16 protein-coding genes are annotated in these 17,539 nt (G+C 60.7%); 12 read left to right on the top strand and 4 right to left on the bottom strand.

Features of this window, described 5'->3' with window-relative positions; all coding sequences use genetic code 11:
- Positions 1-151 precede the first annotated feature (151 nt).
- Complete coding sequence (locus P0G09_RS10615; protein WP_275252642.1) at positions 152-1,951, top strand: aminopeptidase P family N-terminal domain-containing protein; 1,800 nt, start codon at positions 152-154, stop codon at positions 1,949-1,951.
- Between the two features lie 43 nt (positions 1,952-1,994).
- On the opposite strand, the gene P0G09_RS10610 is transcribed toward P0G09_RS10615, so the two are convergent.
- A complete protein-coding gene (locus P0G09_RS10610; RefSeq protein ID WP_242995001.1) occupies positions 1,995-2,936 on the bottom strand; it encodes a glycosyltransferase in 942 nt (313 codons plus the stop codon).
- An 88-nt stretch (positions 2,937-3,024) separates the two neighbouring features.
- Between P0G09_RS10610 and P0G09_RS10605 the strand changes: the two genes are divergently transcribed.
- On the top strand, positions 3,025-3,747 hold the full coding sequence (locus tag P0G09_RS10605; RefSeq protein WP_275252641.1) for a LytTR family DNA-binding domain-containing protein: 723 nt from the start codon (positions 3,025-3,027) through the stop codon (positions 3,745-3,747).
- A 61-nt stretch (positions 3,748-3,808) separates the two neighbouring features.
- Here the strand turns inward: P0G09_RS10605 and P0G09_RS10600 are convergent, their stop codons facing one another.
- Positions 3,809-4,459 carry an HAD family phosphatase gene (locus tag P0G09_RS10600; RefSeq protein WP_275252640.1) on the bottom strand — a complete coding sequence of 217 codons (651 nt, stop codon included), beginning with the start codon at positions 4,457-4,459 and terminating at the stop codon, positions 3,809-3,811.
- Positions 4,460-4,596: 137 nt separating this feature from the next.
- On the opposite strand from P0G09_RS10600, the gene P0G09_RS10595 reads away from it, so the two are divergent.
- Entirely contained in the window at positions 4,597-5,769 is a 1,173-nt protein-coding gene (locus P0G09_RS10595) for a patatin-like phospholipase family protein (RefSeq protein ID WP_275252639.1), read from the top strand.
- Positions 5,766-7,376: a putative PEP-binding protein gene (locus tag P0G09_RS10590; RefSeq protein ID WP_275252638.1), complete on the top strand. Its 1,611-nt coding sequence runs from the start codon at positions 5,766-5,768 to the stop codon at positions 7,374-7,376. The genes P0G09_RS10595 and P0G09_RS10590 overlap by 4 nt, the downstream gene beginning before the upstream one ends.
- A 49-nt stretch (positions 7,377-7,425) precedes the next feature.
- Here P0G09_RS10590 and P0G09_RS10585 read toward each other — a convergent pair whose 3' ends face one another.
- Together P0G09_RS10585 and prmA are read right to left on the bottom strand one after the other, a co-directional pair.
- Positions 7,426-8,169 carry an RsmE family RNA methyltransferase gene (locus tag P0G09_RS10585; protein ID WP_097769788.1) on the bottom strand — a complete coding sequence of 248 codons (744 nt, stop codon included), beginning with the start codon at positions 8,167-8,169 and terminating at the stop codon, positions 7,426-7,428.
- Between the two features lie 188 nt (positions 8,170-8,357).
- Positions 8,358-9,272 (bottom strand): 50S ribosomal protein L11 methyltransferase, encoded by a 915-nt coding sequence (prmA, locus tag P0G09_RS10580; protein ID WP_154276821.1) that lies wholly within the window; start codon positions 9,270-9,272, stop codon positions 8,358-8,360.
- Between the two features lie 315 nt (positions 9,273-9,587).
- On the opposite strand from prmA, the gene P0G09_RS10575 reads away from it, so the two are divergent.
- The 8 genes from P0G09_RS10575 (at position 9,588) to pstA (ending at position 17,425) form a co-directional block, all read left to right on the top strand.
- A complete protein-coding gene (locus tag P0G09_RS10575) occupies positions 9,588-11,060 on the top strand; it encodes a PTS transporter subunit EIIC (RefSeq protein ID WP_275252637.1) in 1,473 nt (490 codons plus the stop codon).
- Between the two features lie 199 nt (positions 11,061-11,259).
- Positions 11,260-11,988: a glucosamine-6-phosphate deaminase gene (nagB, locus tag P0G09_RS10570; RefSeq protein WP_117476559.1), complete on the top strand. Its 729-nt coding sequence runs from the start codon at positions 11,260-11,262 to the stop codon at positions 11,986-11,988.
- Between the two features lie 158 nt (positions 11,989-12,146).
- Complete coding sequence (gene nagA, locus P0G09_RS10565) at positions 12,147-13,274, top strand: N-acetylglucosamine-6-phosphate deacetylase (protein WP_275252636.1); 1,128 nt, start codon at positions 12,147-12,149, stop codon at positions 13,272-13,274.
- Positions 13,271-13,876, top strand: a complete 606-nt coding sequence (locus tag P0G09_RS10560; protein WP_097773011.1) for a GNAT family N-acetyltransferase — start codon at positions 13,271-13,273, stop codon at positions 13,874-13,876. Before nagA ends, P0G09_RS10560 begins: the two co-directional genes overlap by 4 nt.
- Before the next feature lie 174 nt (positions 13,877-14,050).
- Positions 14,051-14,566 carry a twin-arginine translocation signal domain-containing protein gene (locus tag P0G09_RS10555; RefSeq protein ID WP_275252635.1) on the top strand — a complete coding sequence of 172 codons (516 nt, stop codon included), beginning with the start codon at positions 14,051-14,053 and terminating at the stop codon, positions 14,564-14,566.
- A 213-nt stretch (positions 14,567-14,779) separates the two neighbouring features.
- On the top strand, positions 14,780-15,655 hold the full coding sequence (locus P0G09_RS10550; protein WP_275252634.1) for a phosphate ABC transporter substrate-binding protein: 876 nt from the start codon (positions 14,780-14,782) through the stop codon (positions 15,653-15,655).
- A 20-nt stretch (positions 15,656-15,675) separates the two neighbouring features.
- On the top strand, positions 15,676-16,575 hold the full coding sequence (pstC, locus tag P0G09_RS10545; RefSeq protein WP_275252633.1) for a phosphate ABC transporter permease subunit PstC: 900 nt from the start codon (positions 15,676-15,678) through the stop codon (positions 16,573-16,575).
- Positions 16,568-17,425, top strand: coding sequence for a phosphate ABC transporter permease PstA (gene pstA, locus P0G09_RS10540; protein WP_156059515.1), 858 nt, complete (start codon positions 16,568-16,570; stop codon positions 17,423-17,425). The genes pstC and pstA overlap by 8 nt, the downstream gene beginning before the upstream one ends.
- Positions 17,426-17,539: the final 114 nt, after the last annotated feature.

The raw sequence follows: 17,539 nt of genomic DNA, 5'->3' as shown, positions 1-17,539 counted from the left end.
CCGCCTGAGTGCTGATGCCCCGGCGGGGGCTTTTCGCTGCCGGTGAATTGCATTCTGCCCGGAGTGATGGTACAATAGAACACAATGACCCCCGCCGCCGGACGTTTTTCCGGCAGATAGATGATAGATGGAAGAAAGAAGGCTTTTTATTATGAGCATGAACACGGTTCCTGAGCGCCTGGCTGCCTTGCGGGCTGCCATGAAGGCCAACGGCGTGGACGTTTATCTGATCCCGGTGGGTGACCCGCATTCCAGCGAGTACCTGCCCGACCATTACACCTCCCTGACCTATTTCTCCGGCTTCCACGGCGAAAACTCCAACTTCGTCGTCACCCCCACCGAGAGCGCTGTCTGGGCAGACGGCCGCTACTTTGTGCAGGCCGAAAAGGAGATCGCCGGTACCGAGATCCAGCTGATGCGGATGGGTGAGCCGGGCGTGCCCACCGTGGAGGAATACTGCGGCAAGGTGCTGCCTGAGAACGGCGTGCTGGGCCTGTGCGGCCTGACCGCTTCCTGCGGGCTGGTGCGCGGTGTGCAGAAGAAGCTGGATGCCAAGAAGGGCACCATCAAGACCCTGAACCTTGAGGATGAGCTGTGGACCGAGGGCCGCCCCGCCCGGCCTGCCACCCCGGCATGGATCCTGCCCAAGGAGTATGCGGGCTTCTCCCCTGCCGAAAAGCTGGAGCGCCTGCGCGGCAAGCTCAAGGAGCTGGGCTGCACCGCACAGCTGGTGGGCAAGCTGGATAATCTGGCCTGGCTGCTGAACCTGCGCGCCATGGATATCCAGTGCACTCCCTATGCCATGTCTTACTGCTATGTGACCCCGGAGCGCGCGGTGCTCTTCATCAACACCGCACGTCTGGGCGCGGAAGCTGCCGCAGAGCTCAAGGCCAACGGCGTGGAGATCCAGGAGTACGATGACGTGCTCAAGTTCTTGGCCGCTGAGACCGAGCCCCAGACCGTGCTGGCTGACCCTGCATCCGTGAACTTTGCCGTTTACGAGACCCTGCAGAACAACGCCGCCCTGACCGTGAAGGATGAGGCCGACCCCCTGCTGCCCATGAAGGGTGTGAAGAATGAGGTCGAGCTGGCTCACGACCGCGAAGCCCATCTGCGGGATGCGGTTGCCATGGTGCGGTTCCAGAAGGAGCTGGAAGAGCGTCTGGCTGCCGGGGAAGAGCTGACCGAGCTGACTGTGGACGAGATCCTCCACAAATACCGCTCCGCACAGGATAAATTCATCGTGGAGAGCTTTGGCACCATTGCCGCCTACGGTGGAAACGCTGCCATGATGCACTACCACGCCACCGAGGAGGACCATGCCAAGCTGGAGCGCAAGGGCTTCCTGCTGGTGGACAGCGGTGCCACCTATCTGGACGGCACCACCGATATCACCCGTACCTACCCGCTGGGTGAGCTGACTGAGGACGAAAAGCTGTTCTACACCTGGACCCTGCAGTGCCACATCGACATTGCAAAGGCTGTCTGGCTGAACTACTGCGACGGCCACATGCTGGATACCATCGCCCGTGAGCCGCTGTGGCAGCACCTCATCAACTACCGCTGCGGCACCGGCCACAGCGTCAGCTTTGTGGGCAACGTCCACGAGGGTCCCCACGCCCTGAATGGCCGCAACACCACGGTGTTCCAGCCGGGCATGATCATCACCGATGAGCCGGGCGTGTACGAGGCCGGTCAGGTGGGCATCCGCATTGAGAACGAGCTGGAGTGCTACCACAAGGCCGACAACCAGTACGGCACCTTCCTGGCCTTCCGTCCGCTGACCTTTGTGCCCATTGCCACCTCTCCTGTGGTGCCCGGTGTCCTGACCCGGGACGAGCTGGATTGGCTGAACGCCTACCACCGCGAAGTGTTTGAGAAGCTGGCTCCCCGCCTGAATGAAGAAGAGCGGGATTGGCTGGCAAAGAAGTGCGCTGCCATCGGAGCATAACCACAAAAAAGGGAGACCCCGCAGGGGGTCTCCCGATTTTGGTTTATTCTTTCCGGTTTTTCCAATATTCCTTGGCTTCCTCAATGATCTTTTTGAAGGGGCCGGAGGGGTAGGTGCTCTCGGCGATATCCACCAGGAACTTGTACAGCTGGGGCCGCACCTCCTCGTACATCCCAAGGCGGGTGTAGAGGTCTTTATAATACCGGAACGTCTGGATCTTGTTCTGCACGATGGAGGCCGGGTTGATCTGGGTGTGGCAGATGCTCTGGGGATTCTGGACGTAGTAGTAACCGGCTTTGTCAATGGAGACAAAGGTCTCGGCATACTGGATATACTGCATGTTGAACACCAGATCCTCGGCCCATTTCAGCTCGCTGGTGAACTGGATGTCATTGCCGGTGAGCAGGATGCGGCGGTAGAGCTTGTTCCAGAGCACACTGTAAAAGTAGGAGGCAGGCTTGTCCATCAGCCGCAGGGCAAAGGTGTCCTTGTCGTAGACCCCGGCGGGCAGGAAACCGTATTCCCGCACCTCAGGGGGCCGGGCAACACTCATCACGCCCAGATTGTCCTCCAGCTTTTCCAGCACCTGCTCGGGCTTTGTGGCCCCGGCGGGGATCACCATCTTGTATGGCGCAATCACAAGGTCTGCGTGGTGCGCCTCGGCGGCTTCCACCAGATGCTGGGTGAAATCTGGGTCGATGTAGTCATCGCTGTCCACGAACTGGACATACTCGCCCCCGGCCAGCTTCAGGCCCAGGTTGCGGGTGTCGGACACGCCGGAGTTCTCCTTGTCCACCAGCACGATGCGGCTGTCCTTGGCGCGGAATTCCTCACACACGGGCAGGCTGTGATCCTTGGAGCCATCGTTCAGGATGATGAGTTCGATGTTTTTATAGGTCTGGTTCAGGATGCTGCCGATGCAGCGGGCCAGATGATTCTGAGCGTTGTATACGGGCAGGATGATGCTGACGAGCGGCTGATCCATGGCGGTGTCCCTCATTTCTTTTTTCGTCCATAATACTCCCTCACGGCGCAAAAATCAAGCGCTGTGCAGAGAGAAAGGAGGAGCGGATATGATCTTTCACATTGCGGTGTGCAGCCCGGACCCTGTGCTGCGGGGCCGGGTGCAGCGCCACTGCATGGAATATTATGCCCGCCGGGCCGATGCCTGCATCGTGGAGCAGCTGGAAAGCACGGCGGCCCTGCTGCAGCAGGAGGAAGTGGGCTCCCGGTACGAGCTCTACCTCATTGAGCTGCCTGCCGCCAACCCGTGCAGCGGCCTGCAGGCGGCTGCAGAGCTGCGCCGCCGGGGTGTGCGGGCCCCGCTGGCCTTTCTGGCCCACACCACGGCCTATGCCTACGAAGCGTTCCGGGTGGACGCGATGCAGTACCTGCATATCCCGTTCCGTCCGGAGCAGCTGACAGCCCTGCTGGACCGGGCCACCGAGCCGGAATACGGCCCGGTCATCCCGGTTGCCACGGCCATGGGTCTGCGGGCCCTGCCCTTTGCGGACATCGAGTATCTGGAGTGCACCCACCATGTGGTGCACTACCACCTTGCCAGCGGCGAGGACGTGGCCTCCCTCTCTCTGCGGGTCCCCTTTTCCGAGGTGGCAAAGCCCCTGCTGGCCGATGCCCGTTTTCTGCAGCCCCACCGCTCCTATGTGGTCAACCTTGCCGCCGCCGCCCAGCTCTCTTCCGGGGAGCTCTGGATGCGCAGCGGTGCCCGGGTGCCCATCCCCCGGGGGCGTGAGCCCGCCGTAAGGGCGGCGTTCCGGGCGTTTCTGGAAGGATAGGTCTATCATACAAAAAGAAAGCGGCCTGCTTCTGCGGGCCGCTTTCTGCATGGTGCAGGGGTCATACTTTGTCCCAGTCCAGCTCCGTCCAGTCGTTCAGGAACTGGTCGCTGACCTCCCGCAGGGCGGGTTCATCGGACTTGCTGGCGGCATCGGCGATGCCGATGACGTGGAAGCCTGCATCGTGGGCGGTGCGGGCGGCGTAGAGGGAATCCTCACAGACAACGCACCGGTCGGGGTCAGTGCCGCCCAGGCGTGTAAGGGTCTGGAAAAATACATCCGGCCTGCTCTTGTGGAGCGCCCCCTGTGCCTCCACATAGAAGTCGAAATATTCATCGATGCCCAAACGGGTGAGCACGGTGCGGCACTGGGCGCTCCAGGTGTTGGAGCAGATGCACATGCGGGCACCCTCGGCCTTCAGGCGGGCCAGCAGCTCCCGCACGCCGGGCTTGAGCTCCACGGTCTCGTAGAGCTTGGTGATAACATCCCACATCACATCGTTGTAGTCCTCCATTTTCAGGGGCAGGTCATACTCCCGGATGAGGTAGGCCGCGCCATCGGCCATGCCCATGGTCAGGAGCGTTTTGTGGAGGTCAGATTTTGGGGTGCGGCCATAGCGGGCCAGCAGGGCATCGGGCGCGCCCTCCCATACCACGGTCATGCTGTCGGTCAGGGTGCCGTCCATATCAAAGATCCAGTTGTTGCAGTGCATTGTTTTACCTCCACCATCGTTTCACACAAGTTAACAAAATTATACCATGGATTTTGTTCCAAAAACAGGGAGAATTTTTCCGGAAAATATGGTATACTTCTGACAGATTTCCAAAGAATGACTAGGAGGCGTTCCAGATGGCACAGAATGATACCCCGGTCAAGGCACTGGTGCTGGCAGGCGGTGGTGCGCGCGGCAGCTATCAGGTGGGTGTGTGGCGTGCCCTGACCGAGCTGGGCTGGCGGCCCCAGATCATCACCGGTACCAGTGTGGGCAGCCTGAACGGTGCCATGTTTGCGCTGGACCTGTACGAAACGGCCCGGGATATGTGGATGAGCATCCGCAGCCAGGACGTGATGGAGCTGCCGGAGGAAAACGCCGACCTCTCTGAGCTGCACGCCTTCCTGCGGGAAGTGGTGCGGGACGGCGGCATGGACGTGACCCCGCTGGAAGAGATCGTGGAGCGGGTGCTGGATGAGGATGCCCTGCGGGCTTCGCCCATCCGGTTCGGCCTTGTCACCGTGGAAAAGCGGGGGCTGAAGCCCCGGGAGCTGACGCTGGAGGATATCCCGGCGGGCAAGGTGAAGGATTACCTGCTGGCCTCGGCCGCCTGTTTCCCCGCCCTGCGGGCAAAGCAGATCGACGGGGTGCAGTTCCTGGATGGCGGCTACCGGGACAATATGCCCACCGCGCTGGCCCAGAAGATGGGCGCGGAGGAGCTGGTCTGTGTGGATCTGGAAGGGTTGGGCATCACCCTGCCCAACCGCACCGGCCTGCCCACCACCATGATCCGCAGCTACTGGGAGCTGGGGGACATCCTCCACTTTGACCCCGATACCGCCAGACGGAACATGGAGCTGGGCTACTACGATACCCGCCGCGCCATGGGATACCTGCGGGGCTGCGCCTATGCCGTTTCCACCAGCGCCGAGAGCTGTGAGGATGCCGCCGCTTTTGCGTGGAAATTCCAGCAGGTGCAGAAGGCGGTGCGGGAAAAATACCCCGTGACCCTGACAGCGGATGCGGCCCTGCTGCTGGCCAACATGAAGGATGCCCAGCTGGCCCCGCTGGAAGCTGCCGCCGAGGATGCGGGCGTGGACCCCACCGTGTTCTATACCACCCGGACACTGGCGGAAGCCTTTTTGGAAAAATGCGACCGGGAGCGCATCGAGAGCTTTGCGCCCCTGTTTGAGGGCAGCGGCAATGCGGCACAGGCTGCACGGGCCGCTCTGCTGCCCAATACGTTCTTACAGGCATTGGTCTGCCGTGCCCTTACCGGGCCGGTACTGCCGGAGGTGATCGAGGAATGAAGGTCTATCAGGGACACAGCGCCTCGCCGGGCCTTGTGATGGGACAGGTGAGCCGGTTGGAGCGCTGGCACGAAAATTTTGCCACCGGGCCGTTCAACGCGGAACGGGAACAGCGTCTGTTGGAAAACGCTGTCCGGACAGCCCAGCGTGAGCTGGACGGCATGGCAGACCGCAGCGGCCCCACGGAGCAGGCCATCTTCCTGTTCCAGAGCATGATGCTGGAAGATGAAGGCTTTATGAACGAGGTCAAATTCCAGATCAAGGCGGGCATCAGCGCTGCCGAAGCCATGTACCGTGCGGGCAACCGCTATGCAGAGCAGCTTGCGGCCATGGAGGACAACGCCTACATGCAGCTGCGCAGTGCGGATATTCTGGATGCCGCCCGCCGCGTGGTGAACGTGCTGACCAACCGTCCCCGGGTCTGGCTGGCGCTGGATCACCCGGTGATCCTGGCGGCAGAGATGCTGATGCCCAGCGATCTGTTCAGCGTTCCGGCGGGAATGATCCTGGGCATCATCACTTCGGAGGGCAATAAGCAGAGCCACGCGGCGATCATTGCGCGGGCCATGCACATTCCCTGCGTGGTGCAGGTGGGACGGGAGTTCCTGAACGACTGTGATGGCCGTACTGTGGTGCTGGATGCCAACAACGGCGAGTGCATCCTGGACCCGGATGCCAACACCCGCCAGCAGGCGGTCAGCCGCATCTGCGAGCTGCAGTGGGAGAGCGCGGAAGCCGCCCGCATCAGCGTCCTGCCCAACCGGACAAAGGATGATGTGCCGTTTGAGCTCCTGGCCAACTGCTACGGGCAGGAGGATATCGAATCGGCGCTGCAGGCAGGCGCTTCCGGCGTGGGCCTGCTGCGCAGCGGCTATATGATGCTGCCGGGCCGCCCGGTGGACGAGCAGGAGCAGTTCGTGTTCTATCAATCCTGCATTGCCGCCGCAAAGGGCGGTGTGGTAACAGTGCGCACCTTTGATTTTGGTGTGGACCGCGCCATGGCCGATATCCATAGGGGGCTGGAATCCTCCAAGCTGGGCCTGCGGGGCATCCGCAGCAGCCTGCGCCAGACCCACCAGTTTGAAACGCAGATCTGCGCCCTGCTCCGGGCGGCAGCCCACGGCCCCCTGCGGGTCATGTTCCCCATGGTGACCAACCTCGAGGATTGGGATGAGGCCATGCGGCTGGTAGCGCACTGCCGTCAGCTGCTGCGGGAGCGCGGGGAGGAGTTTGACCCGGATACGCCCTTTGGTGTGATGTTCGGGGTGCCCTCGGCCTGCCTGACGGCTGAGGAATTCGTGGAGCACGGGTGCAATTTCTTTGTCATCGAGACAAACGACCTGACCCAGTACACCCACGCGGTGGATCGGGATATCTCCATTGCCGAGCGCTACTACCGCCCGGCCAGCCACGCAATGAAAAAGCTCATCCGCATGGTGGTGGAGGCTGCCCGGGAGGGCGGGATCCCCGTGACCATCTGCGGCAGCGCGGTGGGCAATCCGGCCAACACCCTGCAATATCTGCAGCTGGGCCTGCGGAGCTTCTCGGTCAGCCCGCAAAACCTCATTGAGGTGAAAAAAGCGCTGATGAACGCGAAAATAAAGTAAACAAAAAGGACGGCATGCGCCGTCCTTTTTGTATATGTGGAAATAAAAATTACTCCAAGTTGCCCGTCAGGGTCATCACGGCAGAGAGCACCGCCAGCGGGGCGGTCTCGCACCGGAGGATGCGGGGGCCGAGGCCGACCGTTTTCACACCGGCATTGGCGGCCATTTCAGCCTCTTCCACGGCAAAGCCGCCCTCGGCACCGGTGATGAGGGCAATCTTCAGCCGCTGGCCGTCGGCAGGCTGTGCGTCTGCCAGCAGCTGGCGCAGGGGAGCGCCGCCCAGCTCGTAGCAGAAGAGCACGAGGTCGTACCCTTCCAGGCTGCGGCAGAGGGCCCCGAAGTTGGGCAGAGGCAGGGCGACATCCGGAAGCACGCCCCGGCCGCACTGTTTGGCGGCTTCAAAGGCGATGCGGTTGTAGCGCTCGTTTTTCTGCTCCTCCTTTTTGGGGGCGGCCACGCAGTACCGGCTGAAGAAGGGCACAAAGTGGGTGCAGCCCAGCTCCACGCCGTGGCGGATGACCTGTTCCAGCTTGTCCTGCTTGGGGTAACCCACGAACAGGGTCACTTCCACGCTGGGCTCGGCGGCGCTGGGATAGCCCGGCTCCACGCTGAACTCCACCGTCTCCGGCCCAAAGCCGGTGATGGTGGCGGTGTATTCCACGGCGTTGCCGTCACATAAGATGACAGTGTCCCCCAGCTTGCCCCGCATCACGCGGGAAAGATGATGGGCATCGGCCCCCCTCAGGGTGGCGGTGCCATTGGAGATTTCGGTTGTAAAATAACGGTGAGGCATAGTGGTTCTCCTTAAACGTCCTCGCCCTCTCAGTCTTTGCTTCGCAAATCCAGCTCCCCCAAAGTGGGAGCCTTTGGCAGTCCACGCAAACTTCATCTTTTTGCCAAGGCCTCTCCCTTTGGGAGAGGTGGCACCGAAGGTGACGGAGAGGGTAAGCCAGCTGAAAGAAATCATGAAAGCTTCTGCAATTACGCTTTTTTGCAGACGATGCACTCCCAGCCGCGCTTCTCCTTCACTTCCTGCACGGTCAGGCCAGCGGCTTCCAGAGCGGCGATCACCTCGTCCTTGCGGCTGTCGATGATGCCGCTGGCAATAAAGGTGGCGTTTTCGGCCATCAGGCCGGGCACGGCGGGGGCAAGGCTGATGATGGCGTTTGCCACGATGTTGGCGGTGATGATGTCGTACCTGCCGCTGGCCTTGTCGGACAGGTCGCCCACCAGAACGGTCAGCTTGTCAGCCACGCCGTTCAGGGCCGCATTCTCGCCTGCGGTGCGCACGGCCACGGGGTCGATGTCCACGCCCTCGGCACTGCCTGCGCCCAGCTTGAGGGCGGCAATGGCAAGGATGCCGCTGCCGGTGCCGATGTCCAGCACCCGCTCACCGCCCCTGACCCGCTCGTCCAGCGCTTCCAGGCAGAGGCTGGTGGTCTCGTGGCCGCCGGTGCCAAAGGCAAGGCCGGGGTCAAGGATCAGCTTGACGCGGTCGGTGTCGTACTCCTGCCAGGAGGGCACGATGGCCAGCCGTTTGCCAATGTCCATGGGGTGGTAGTATTTGCGCCAGCCGTTCTGCCAGTCTTCCTGCTCCACGCCCTCGGTCTCCACGGTGTAGGCGATGCCTGCCGCTTCCATCCGGGCCTGAATGAGGGCCAGCGTCTCCACGGGGGAAGCGCCCGGTTCCAGATACATGTGGATGATCACAGTGTCGCGGGGCTTGTCCAGCAGCTCCTGCTCGATCAGATCCACATGGGCGATCTCGGCCACCTGCTGCTCGATGTCGCTGTAATCCTCGATATAGATGCCGCCTTCGGCGATCATGGTGGCAACGGCCTCGGCGTTGTCGGCATCGGCCTTGGCCACGGTCAGGCGGATATCAGTCCATTCCATAAAAAGAACCTCCCTGGGTCTTGTGTTTTCTATTTATAAGTATAGTACCCGATTCCGGCGCGGGATGCAAGCGGTTTGGGGAGAAAGGGCAAAAGAAAAGTTTTTTCAAGATCCTGCTCTGAAATGCGCAATAATTCCAAAAAGTTTTTCACGAAAGATGCAAATTCAAGGATTTTTGGTGCAAAATTGCGAAAACGGGCGTGGACCCTATTTCTTTTTTTCGGAGGATGTGTTAAAATATTGTTACGCAATTATGGACAGCCTGCAACCAGAGGCCTCCATAACAACAACATTCTTTAAGGAGGAATGTGTCTTATGATGAAGTATCTCCAGAAACTGGGCAAAGCTTTGATGCTTCCCGTCGCTGTGCTGCCGATCTGCGGCATCCTGATGGGTCTCGGTTATGCCCTGGCCCCGGGTGTCATGGGCGTTCCCGGTGCTGCAACTTCCGGTGCAGCTTACACCGTTGGCTTCCTGCTGGTCAAGGCAGGCGGCGCTCTGATCGATAACATGGCATGGCTGTTCGCCATCGGCGCAGCCGTTGGCCTGGCTGATGACCACGACGGTACCGCTGGTCTGGCTGGCCTGGTCAGCTACCTGATGATGCAGCAGCTGCTGAGCCCCGGCGTGGTCAGCATGGTGCGCACCCTGGAAGAGGGCACCGCTACCTACATCGCTTTCCAGAAAGTGGCCGGCAACTCTTTCATCGGCATCCTGGCCGCTGTGGTGGGTGCAGCCTGCTACAACAAGTTCAAGAGCACTCAGATGCCTGACTGGCTGGCATTCTTCTCCGGCAAGCGCTTCGTTGCAATCGCCACCGGCCTGATCTCCATCGTTGTTTCTGTCGCTCTGCTGTTCGTCTGGCCCGTCATCTTCGATGCACTGGTCGCCATTGGCAGAGGCATCGCAGGCATGGACGGCATCGGCGCTGGCATCTACGCCTTCCTGAACCGTCTGCTGATCCCCACCGGCCTGCACCACGCTCTGAACAACGTGTTCTGGTTCGACACCATCGGCCTGGGCGACCTGTCCCACTTCTGGGCAGGCGAGACCTCTGCTGACGTGGGCTGGAGCCTGGGTATGTACATGTCCGGCTTCTTCCCCTGCATGATGTTCGGTATCGCCGGTGCTGCACTGGCCATGGTCCGTACCGCCAAGAACAAGAAGGCTGCCATCGGTCTGGTTCTGTCCGCTGCCATCTGCGCCTTCGTCTGCGGCGTTACCGAGCCCTTTGAGTTCGGCTTCATGTTCCTGTGCTTCCCGCTGTACGTTGTGTACTCCGCTCTGTACGGCATCTTCACCATCATCACCTACTACTCCGGTTTCCGTGCTGGCTTCTGCTTCTCCGCAGGTGCTACCGACCTGGTGTTCTCCGCTTCTCTGCCTGCAGCTGCTAAGACCTGGATGATCATTCCTCTGGGCATCGCAGCATTCCTGGTGTTCTACTTCGTGTTCTACTTCGCCATCACCAAGTTCGACCTGAAGACCCCCGGCCGTGAGGACGAGGATGCCGAAGAGGCTGAGAAGAAGGTCGTTCTGGCCAACAACAACTACACTGAGGTTGCTGCTGGCGTGCTGAAGGCCATCGGCGGCAAGGAGAACGTCTCCAGCGTGGACTACTGCGCTACCCGCCTGCGCTTCACCATTAAGGACTACACCGCTGTGGATGAAAAGGCTGTGAAGGCTGCCGGTGCTGCCGGTGTCATCCGCCCCGACAAGACCACCTGCCAGGTCATCATTGGCACCAAGGTGCAGTTCGTGTATGATGAGCTGAAGAAGATGCTGTAAGCATCCTTCTGAGCACGTTTCCGTGCGGAAGGCTGGTTGCTTCCGCAGCTATTCCCAAACTGTAAAAATGCCGCTGAGGGCGGGCGTTTACGCCCCGCTTTCGGCGGCATTTTGTTTTGTTCACAAACCGGCTACCCTTTTGGCCGGAAAATATGCTATACTGAAAACAACAAAGCAAAATAACAGGAGGTTTCCCATTATGAAGATCATTCGTGCAAAAGATTACAAGGACATGTCCCGCAAGGCTGCCAACATCATCTCCGCACAGGTCATTATGAAGCCCAACTGCGTGCTGGGTCTGGCGACCGGCGGCACCCCTGTTGGCGCATACGCTCAGCTGGTGGACTGGTACAACAAGGGCGACCTGGATTTCTCTGAGGTCACCACCGTCAATCTGGACGAGTACCGCGGCCTGCCCAAGGAGCATCCCGAAAGCTATTGGAGCTTTATGCACAAGAACCTGTTTGACAAAGTCAACATCCGCCCCGAGGCCATCCACCTGCCCGATGGCACCAACCCCGATGCTGCGGATGCCTGCAAAAAGTACAACGAGATCATCCACAGCGTGGGCGGCATCGACCTGCAGCTGCTGGGCCTTGGCCCCAACGGCCACATCGGTTTCAACGAGCCGGGCGAGGCCTTTGAGCTGGAGACCCACTGCGTGAATCTGACCCCTGCCACCATCGAGGCCAACAAGCGCTTCTTCGACGGCAACGAGGATCTGGTGCCCAAGCAGGCCTACACCATGGGCATCAAGACCATCATGCAGGCCCGCAAGGTTCTGGTGGTGGCCAACGGTCTGGCAAAGGCAAAGGCAGTCAAGGCGGTCGTCTCCGGCCCTGTGACCCCCGAGTGCCCGGGCTCAATCCTGCAGATGCACCCCGACTGCATCCTTGTGGCCGATGAGGAAGCACTGAGCCTGCTGTAATTAAACCTCTCCGTCATTGCTGCGCAATGCCACCTCCCCTAATGAGGGGAGGCCTTGGCAGCCGATTTCAGTGAATCTTTTTGCCAAAGGCTCCCCTACAAGGGGAGCTGGCGGGCGCAAGCCCGACTGAGAGGTTGCACGAAGGAAAGCGTGAGAATATGATCATCAAAAATGCTCTGATTTATACCCCCCGCCACACCTTTGAGGAGGGGAGCCTGACCATCCGGGAGGGGCGCATCGTGCCCTTTGCACAGCCGGAGGAAGGCGAAGAGATCGTGGATGCCAAGGGCGCTTACGCTCTGCCGGGCCTGGTGGATATCCACTTCCACGGTGCCATGGGCAAGGATTTCTGTGACGGCAATGAAGAAGCCATCCAGATCCTGGCCGATTTTGAGGCCGGTAAGGGCGTGCTGGCCATCTGCCCTGCCACCATGACTTTTTCGGAAGAGATCCTGAACGGCGTGATGGATGCTGCCGCCGCCCATCAAAACGGCAGAGGCGCAGACCTTGTGGGCATCAACATGGAGGGGCCCTTCATCAGCCCCAACAAGGTGGGTGCCCAGAACCCGGAGTATCTCCACAAGGCGGATGTTGCAATGTTCCGCCGCCTGCAGAAGCGGGCAAACGGCCTGATCAAGCTGGTGGATATCGCCCCGGAGGAGCCGGGTGCGCTGGAGTTCATTGCTGCCTGCCATGACGAGGTGCGCATCTCCATTGCCCACACCTGTACCAGCTACGACACCGCCAACGCTGCCTTTGACGCAGGCGCGACCCACATGACCCACCTGTACAACGCCATGCCCGGCATCACCCACCGGGAGCCCGGCCCCATCATTGCGGCGCTGGAACGGGGCGCGGAGGTGGAGCTCATCACCGACAACGTTCACATCCACCCGGCCATGGTGCGGTTCACCTTCAACACCTTCGGGGATGACCATGTCATCCTGATCGCCGACAGCATGATGGCCTGCGGCCTGCCCGACGGCCAGTACAGCCTGGGCGGTCAGGCGGTCACGGTCAGCGGCCCACGCGCCACCCTGACCGAGCACCCCGGCACCATTGCGGGCAGTGCCACCTGCCTGTACGACTGCATGAAGCGTGCCGTGCTGGAGATGAACGTTCCGCTGGAAAGCGCTGTCCGCGCCGCCAGCGAAAACCCCGCCAAGAGCATTGGCATCGACAATGATTACGGCAGTCTGGCTGCAGGCCGCTACGGCAATGTGATCCTGGCGGACAAGGAGCTGAATATTCAGGCTGTCTACCAGAAAGGAACCCGTATCGTATGAACCCCGAGAGCCTGACCTGGCGGCTGCTGACCGCCGAAGAGCTGACGAACGTTTACCTGAACGAGATGCGCCGGGATTTTCCTGCCGGAGAGCTGAAGCCCCTGAGCATGATCCTGAACAGCGAGGCCGCCGGTACCGCCCACACCTGGGGCGTGTACGAGGACGACGCGCTGGTGGCGTATCTGTTGATGGTGCGGCCCGTGGGCTGTGAGGTGAGCCAGCTGGATTACTTTGCCGTTCTGCCCCAGTATCGGGCCGGCGGCATCGGAGCCGCTCTGCTTGCCGCCCTGCCTGACCACGAGAAGGGCGCGCAGGCCATCCTCATTGAAGCGGAGTGCCCCGAAAAAGCGGAGGACGAGGCCATGGCCGTGCGCCGCCTGGGCTTTTACGCCCGGTGCGGGGCCAAGGACACCGGCTGGACAGAGCATCTCTTTGATGCCTGGTTCCGGGTGCTGGTGCTCCCCTGCTGCGGCGGAAAGGTGCGCAGCCCCGAGGAAGCCGTGCGGCAGCTGGCAGACTGCTATCGCCGCACCATGGGCGAGCCCCAGTGGCGCAGGAACGTCACCTTCTACCGCCCCGATGGCGTGGAGGTCGAGCTTTAACGACGGTGCTTTGTCCATCCGTGCAGACTTTCCCGATATGCCAAGGGCTCCCCTATTAGGGGAGCTGGCGAGCGTAGCGAGACTGAGGGGTTGAATTCTGTCCCTTGACAGTCTGGGTAAATATGGTACTATGATGATAGGAACAAACCAGATCTGAAATGGGAGGAATTTCTGATGCGCAATGTTTTTTCCCGCCGTGATTTTCTGAAAGCATCTGCCGCCGCTGTGCTGGCCGCTTCTGCCGCTGGTGTCCTCACCGGCTGTGATGGGGGCGGCAGCGAGATCCCGTCCGCGACCATCGGGCTGGGTGAGTTTGAAGTGACCATGACCGGCAACATGACCATCACTGGTGATGAGGTCGTGGGCAATGAGAACGCCAACGGCTACCTCTGCAAACCCAATGTGCGGATTCGGTACAATGGCGCAGCCAGTGAGATCAAATACAATTTTGCCGGTGTCTTTGCGGCAAAAATTGATAAGACCGCGCTGGAACTGACCAATGGAAAAGAGGAAATCTCCTCTAAACTGACAAAGACTTATGTGCCGCAGTTCAAGGCATCGGTCAGCGACTACGAGACCTTTAAGAAGGGCACGCCGTTCAAGCTGTATGTGACCTTGCAGGGCAAGAATGCTGAGTTTTCTCTGACGAGTGACGGCAAAGTGACAGTCTCCGCTGTCGATAAAGTCTAATATCCCCCAAAAGCCCGAGGTGCACCTGCACCCCGGGCTTTTTTGCGCCCAAATTTTACATTGGGGCAAAAACATATCCAAACAATTTACCTCGATTTTTCCCGCTTGTGGTCGAAGCGGTTCTCCGACTGGGATACAATAGTGCCGTACCCAAGGAAAACACGAAAACAAGAGCCGGGAACGGAAAGCCCGGATGTTTGGAGGACAAATATTATGAAAAAGATCACGCGTCGTTCGTTTCTCACTGTCTGCGGTGCTGTTGCTGCCGCTGCTGCTCTGACCGCCTGCGGCGGTTCTGCTTCCTCTGCTGCAGCTTCTTCTACCTCTGCCGCTGCAGGCTCCACCGCTGCGGCTCTGTCCGGCAACGTTGCTACCGGTGGTTCCACCTCCATGAAGAACGTTATCGCTGCCCTGACCGAAGGCTTTGCCGAGGTTGAGCCGGGTGTCACTGTCAGCTACGACCCCACCGGTTCCGGCGCAGGCATCACCAGTGCTACCGATAAGACCCTGGACATCGGCCTGTCCTCTCGTGCCCTGAAGGACGACGAGAAGGCTGACGTGGATGGCACCACCATCGCTCTGGACGGCATCGCCATCATCGTCAACAACGCAAGCAAGGTCGAGGACCTGACCGTTGACCAGCTCAAACAGATGTTCACCGGCGAGATCACCAACTGGTCTGAGGTTGGCGGCGACGACGGCGAGATCGTTCTGATCGGCCGTGAGGCTGGCTCCGGCACCCGTGATGGCTTTGAGAGCATCGTGGATGTCAAGGACAGCTGCAAGTACGCGCAGGAGCTGACCGCTACCGGCGCTGTCATCAGCGCTGTGGAGGCCAACCCTCTGGCCATCGGCTACGCTTCCCTGTCCGCTGTGGGCGACACCGTGAAGATGGTCACCGTTGGCGGTGTGGAGTGCAGCGAGGAGACCGTCAAGGACGGCAGCTACGAGGTGCAGCGCCCCTTCGTGTTCGTCACCAACAAGTCTGTCGCTCTGTCTGAGCAGGCACAGGCCTTCTTCGACTTTGCCACCAGTGCCGATGCTGCTGACCTGATCCGCACTGCCGGTGCTGTTCCTGTGAATGAGTAATTGCGGAAAGCAATGATGCTATGAACAACAAAAAGATTTCTCTTCCCAGAACCCCTGCTGAGTGGCTGGAAGCGGTGATGAACTTCATCTTCTTCCTCTGCGGCATCCTGGCGGTGGGCTGTGTACTCCTGATCTCGGTGTACATGGTCCTCTCCGGTGTGCCTGCCATCCAGAAGATCGGGCTGTTCCGGTTCCTGTTCGGCACCCGGTGGGCTTCCACCGCTGCCGACCCGGCCTACGGCATCCTGCCCTTCATCCTGTCCAGCGTTTACGGCACGCTGGGTGCCACCGTGATCGGTGTGCCCATTGGCCTGCTGACGGCGGTGTTCCTCTCCAAGGCCGCAGGCCCGAAGGTGCGCACCGTGGTCGTGACCGCCATTGAGCTGCTGAGCGGCATCCCCAGCGTGGTGTTCGGCCTGCTGGGTATGCAGGTGCTGGTGCCCGCCGTGGCCAGGACCTTTGGCAAGGCCTCCGGTGCCTGCCTGCTGAGCGCCATCGTGGTGCTGGCGGTGATGATCCTGCCCAGCATCGTGTCGGTGTCGGTCACGGCGCTCAACGCTGTGCCGCCGGAGTATGAGCAGGGCAGCCTGGCTCTGGGCGCAACGGATGTCGAGACCTGGTTCAAGGTCAGCGTCCCCGCTGCCAGGAGCGGCATTGCCGCCGGTATCGTGCTGGGCATCGGCCGCGCCATCGGCGAGGCCATGGCCGTGATGATGGTGGCTGGCAACAGCCCCAACATGCCGGACAGCCTGTTCCGCAGCGTCACCTTCCTGACCACCGCCATTGCCAAGGAGATGAGCTACGCCAGCGGCCTGCAGAAACAGGCGCTGTTCAGCATTGCGCTGGTGCTGTTCGTCTTTATCATGGGCATCAATATCCTGCTCAATGTGGTGCTGAAGGGAGGAAAGCGCGATGAATAACAGTGCTTCTGCCTCCCGCCGCACCTGGAACCGCGTGATGAACGCGCTGGTCTGGGCCTCGGCTGTGCTGGTCATCGTACTGGTGGCGGGCATTCTGGGCATGGTGCTGGTGCGCGGCATCCCGCACATCAGCTGGAAATTCCTGACCACCACCGCCAGTGTGCTGAAGGGCACAGACGGCATCCTGCCTGCGATCCTCAACACGCTGTATGTCATCCTGCTGACGCTTTTGATCGTACTGCCGCTGGGTGTGGGCGCGGCCGTTTACCTGACCGAGTACGCCCAGAACCGCAAGGTCATCTCGGTGATCGAGTTCACCAACGAGACGCTGGCGGGCATCCCCAGTATCATTTACGGTCTGGTGGGTATGCTGGTGTTCGCCCAGACACTGGGCTTCCAGACCTGCCTGCTCTCCGGCAGCCTGACGCTGGTGATCATGAACCTGCCCACCATCATCCGCACCACCCAGGAATCCCTGAAAACGGTGCCCCAGGGCTACCGTGAGGGTGCGCTGGGTCTGGGCGCGGGCAAGTGGCACATCATCCGCACCATCGTGCTGCCCTGCAGCATCGACGGCATCGTGACCGGCTGCATCCTGGCCGTGGGCCGCATCGTGGGCGAGAGCGCTGCGCTGCTCTTCACCGCCGGTGCTGCCGAGGTCATTGCCAACGGCGTGCTCAAGGCCTACACCTCCAACGGTGCCACCCTGTCGGTGCTGCTCTACCTCCGTGCCTTTGAGGACGGCGATTTCGACTCCGCCTGGGCCATTGGTGCAGTGCTGCTGGTGCTGGTGCTTGCCATCAATCTGGCAGCCCGGCTGGCCAAAACCAAACTGAAACAGAAGCAGTAGATAAACCCCACCGTCAATGCTTCGCATTGCCACCGCCCCTAATAGGGGCGGCCCTGGCGCTGCGTGAAGCACTGCAAGTTCCCCTCTATGCCAAGGGCCCCACTACTAGGGGGG

Origin of the sequence: Faecalibacterium sp. DFI.5.82, assembly GCF_029076575.1 — a bacterium.
GTDB lineage: Bacteria > Bacillota > Clostridia > Oscillospirales > Ruminococcaceae > Faecalibacterium > Faecalibacterium duncaniae.
The sequence above is the reverse complement of the archived record's forward strand: the minus strand, read 5'-3'. Positions and strand labels throughout refer to the sequence as shown.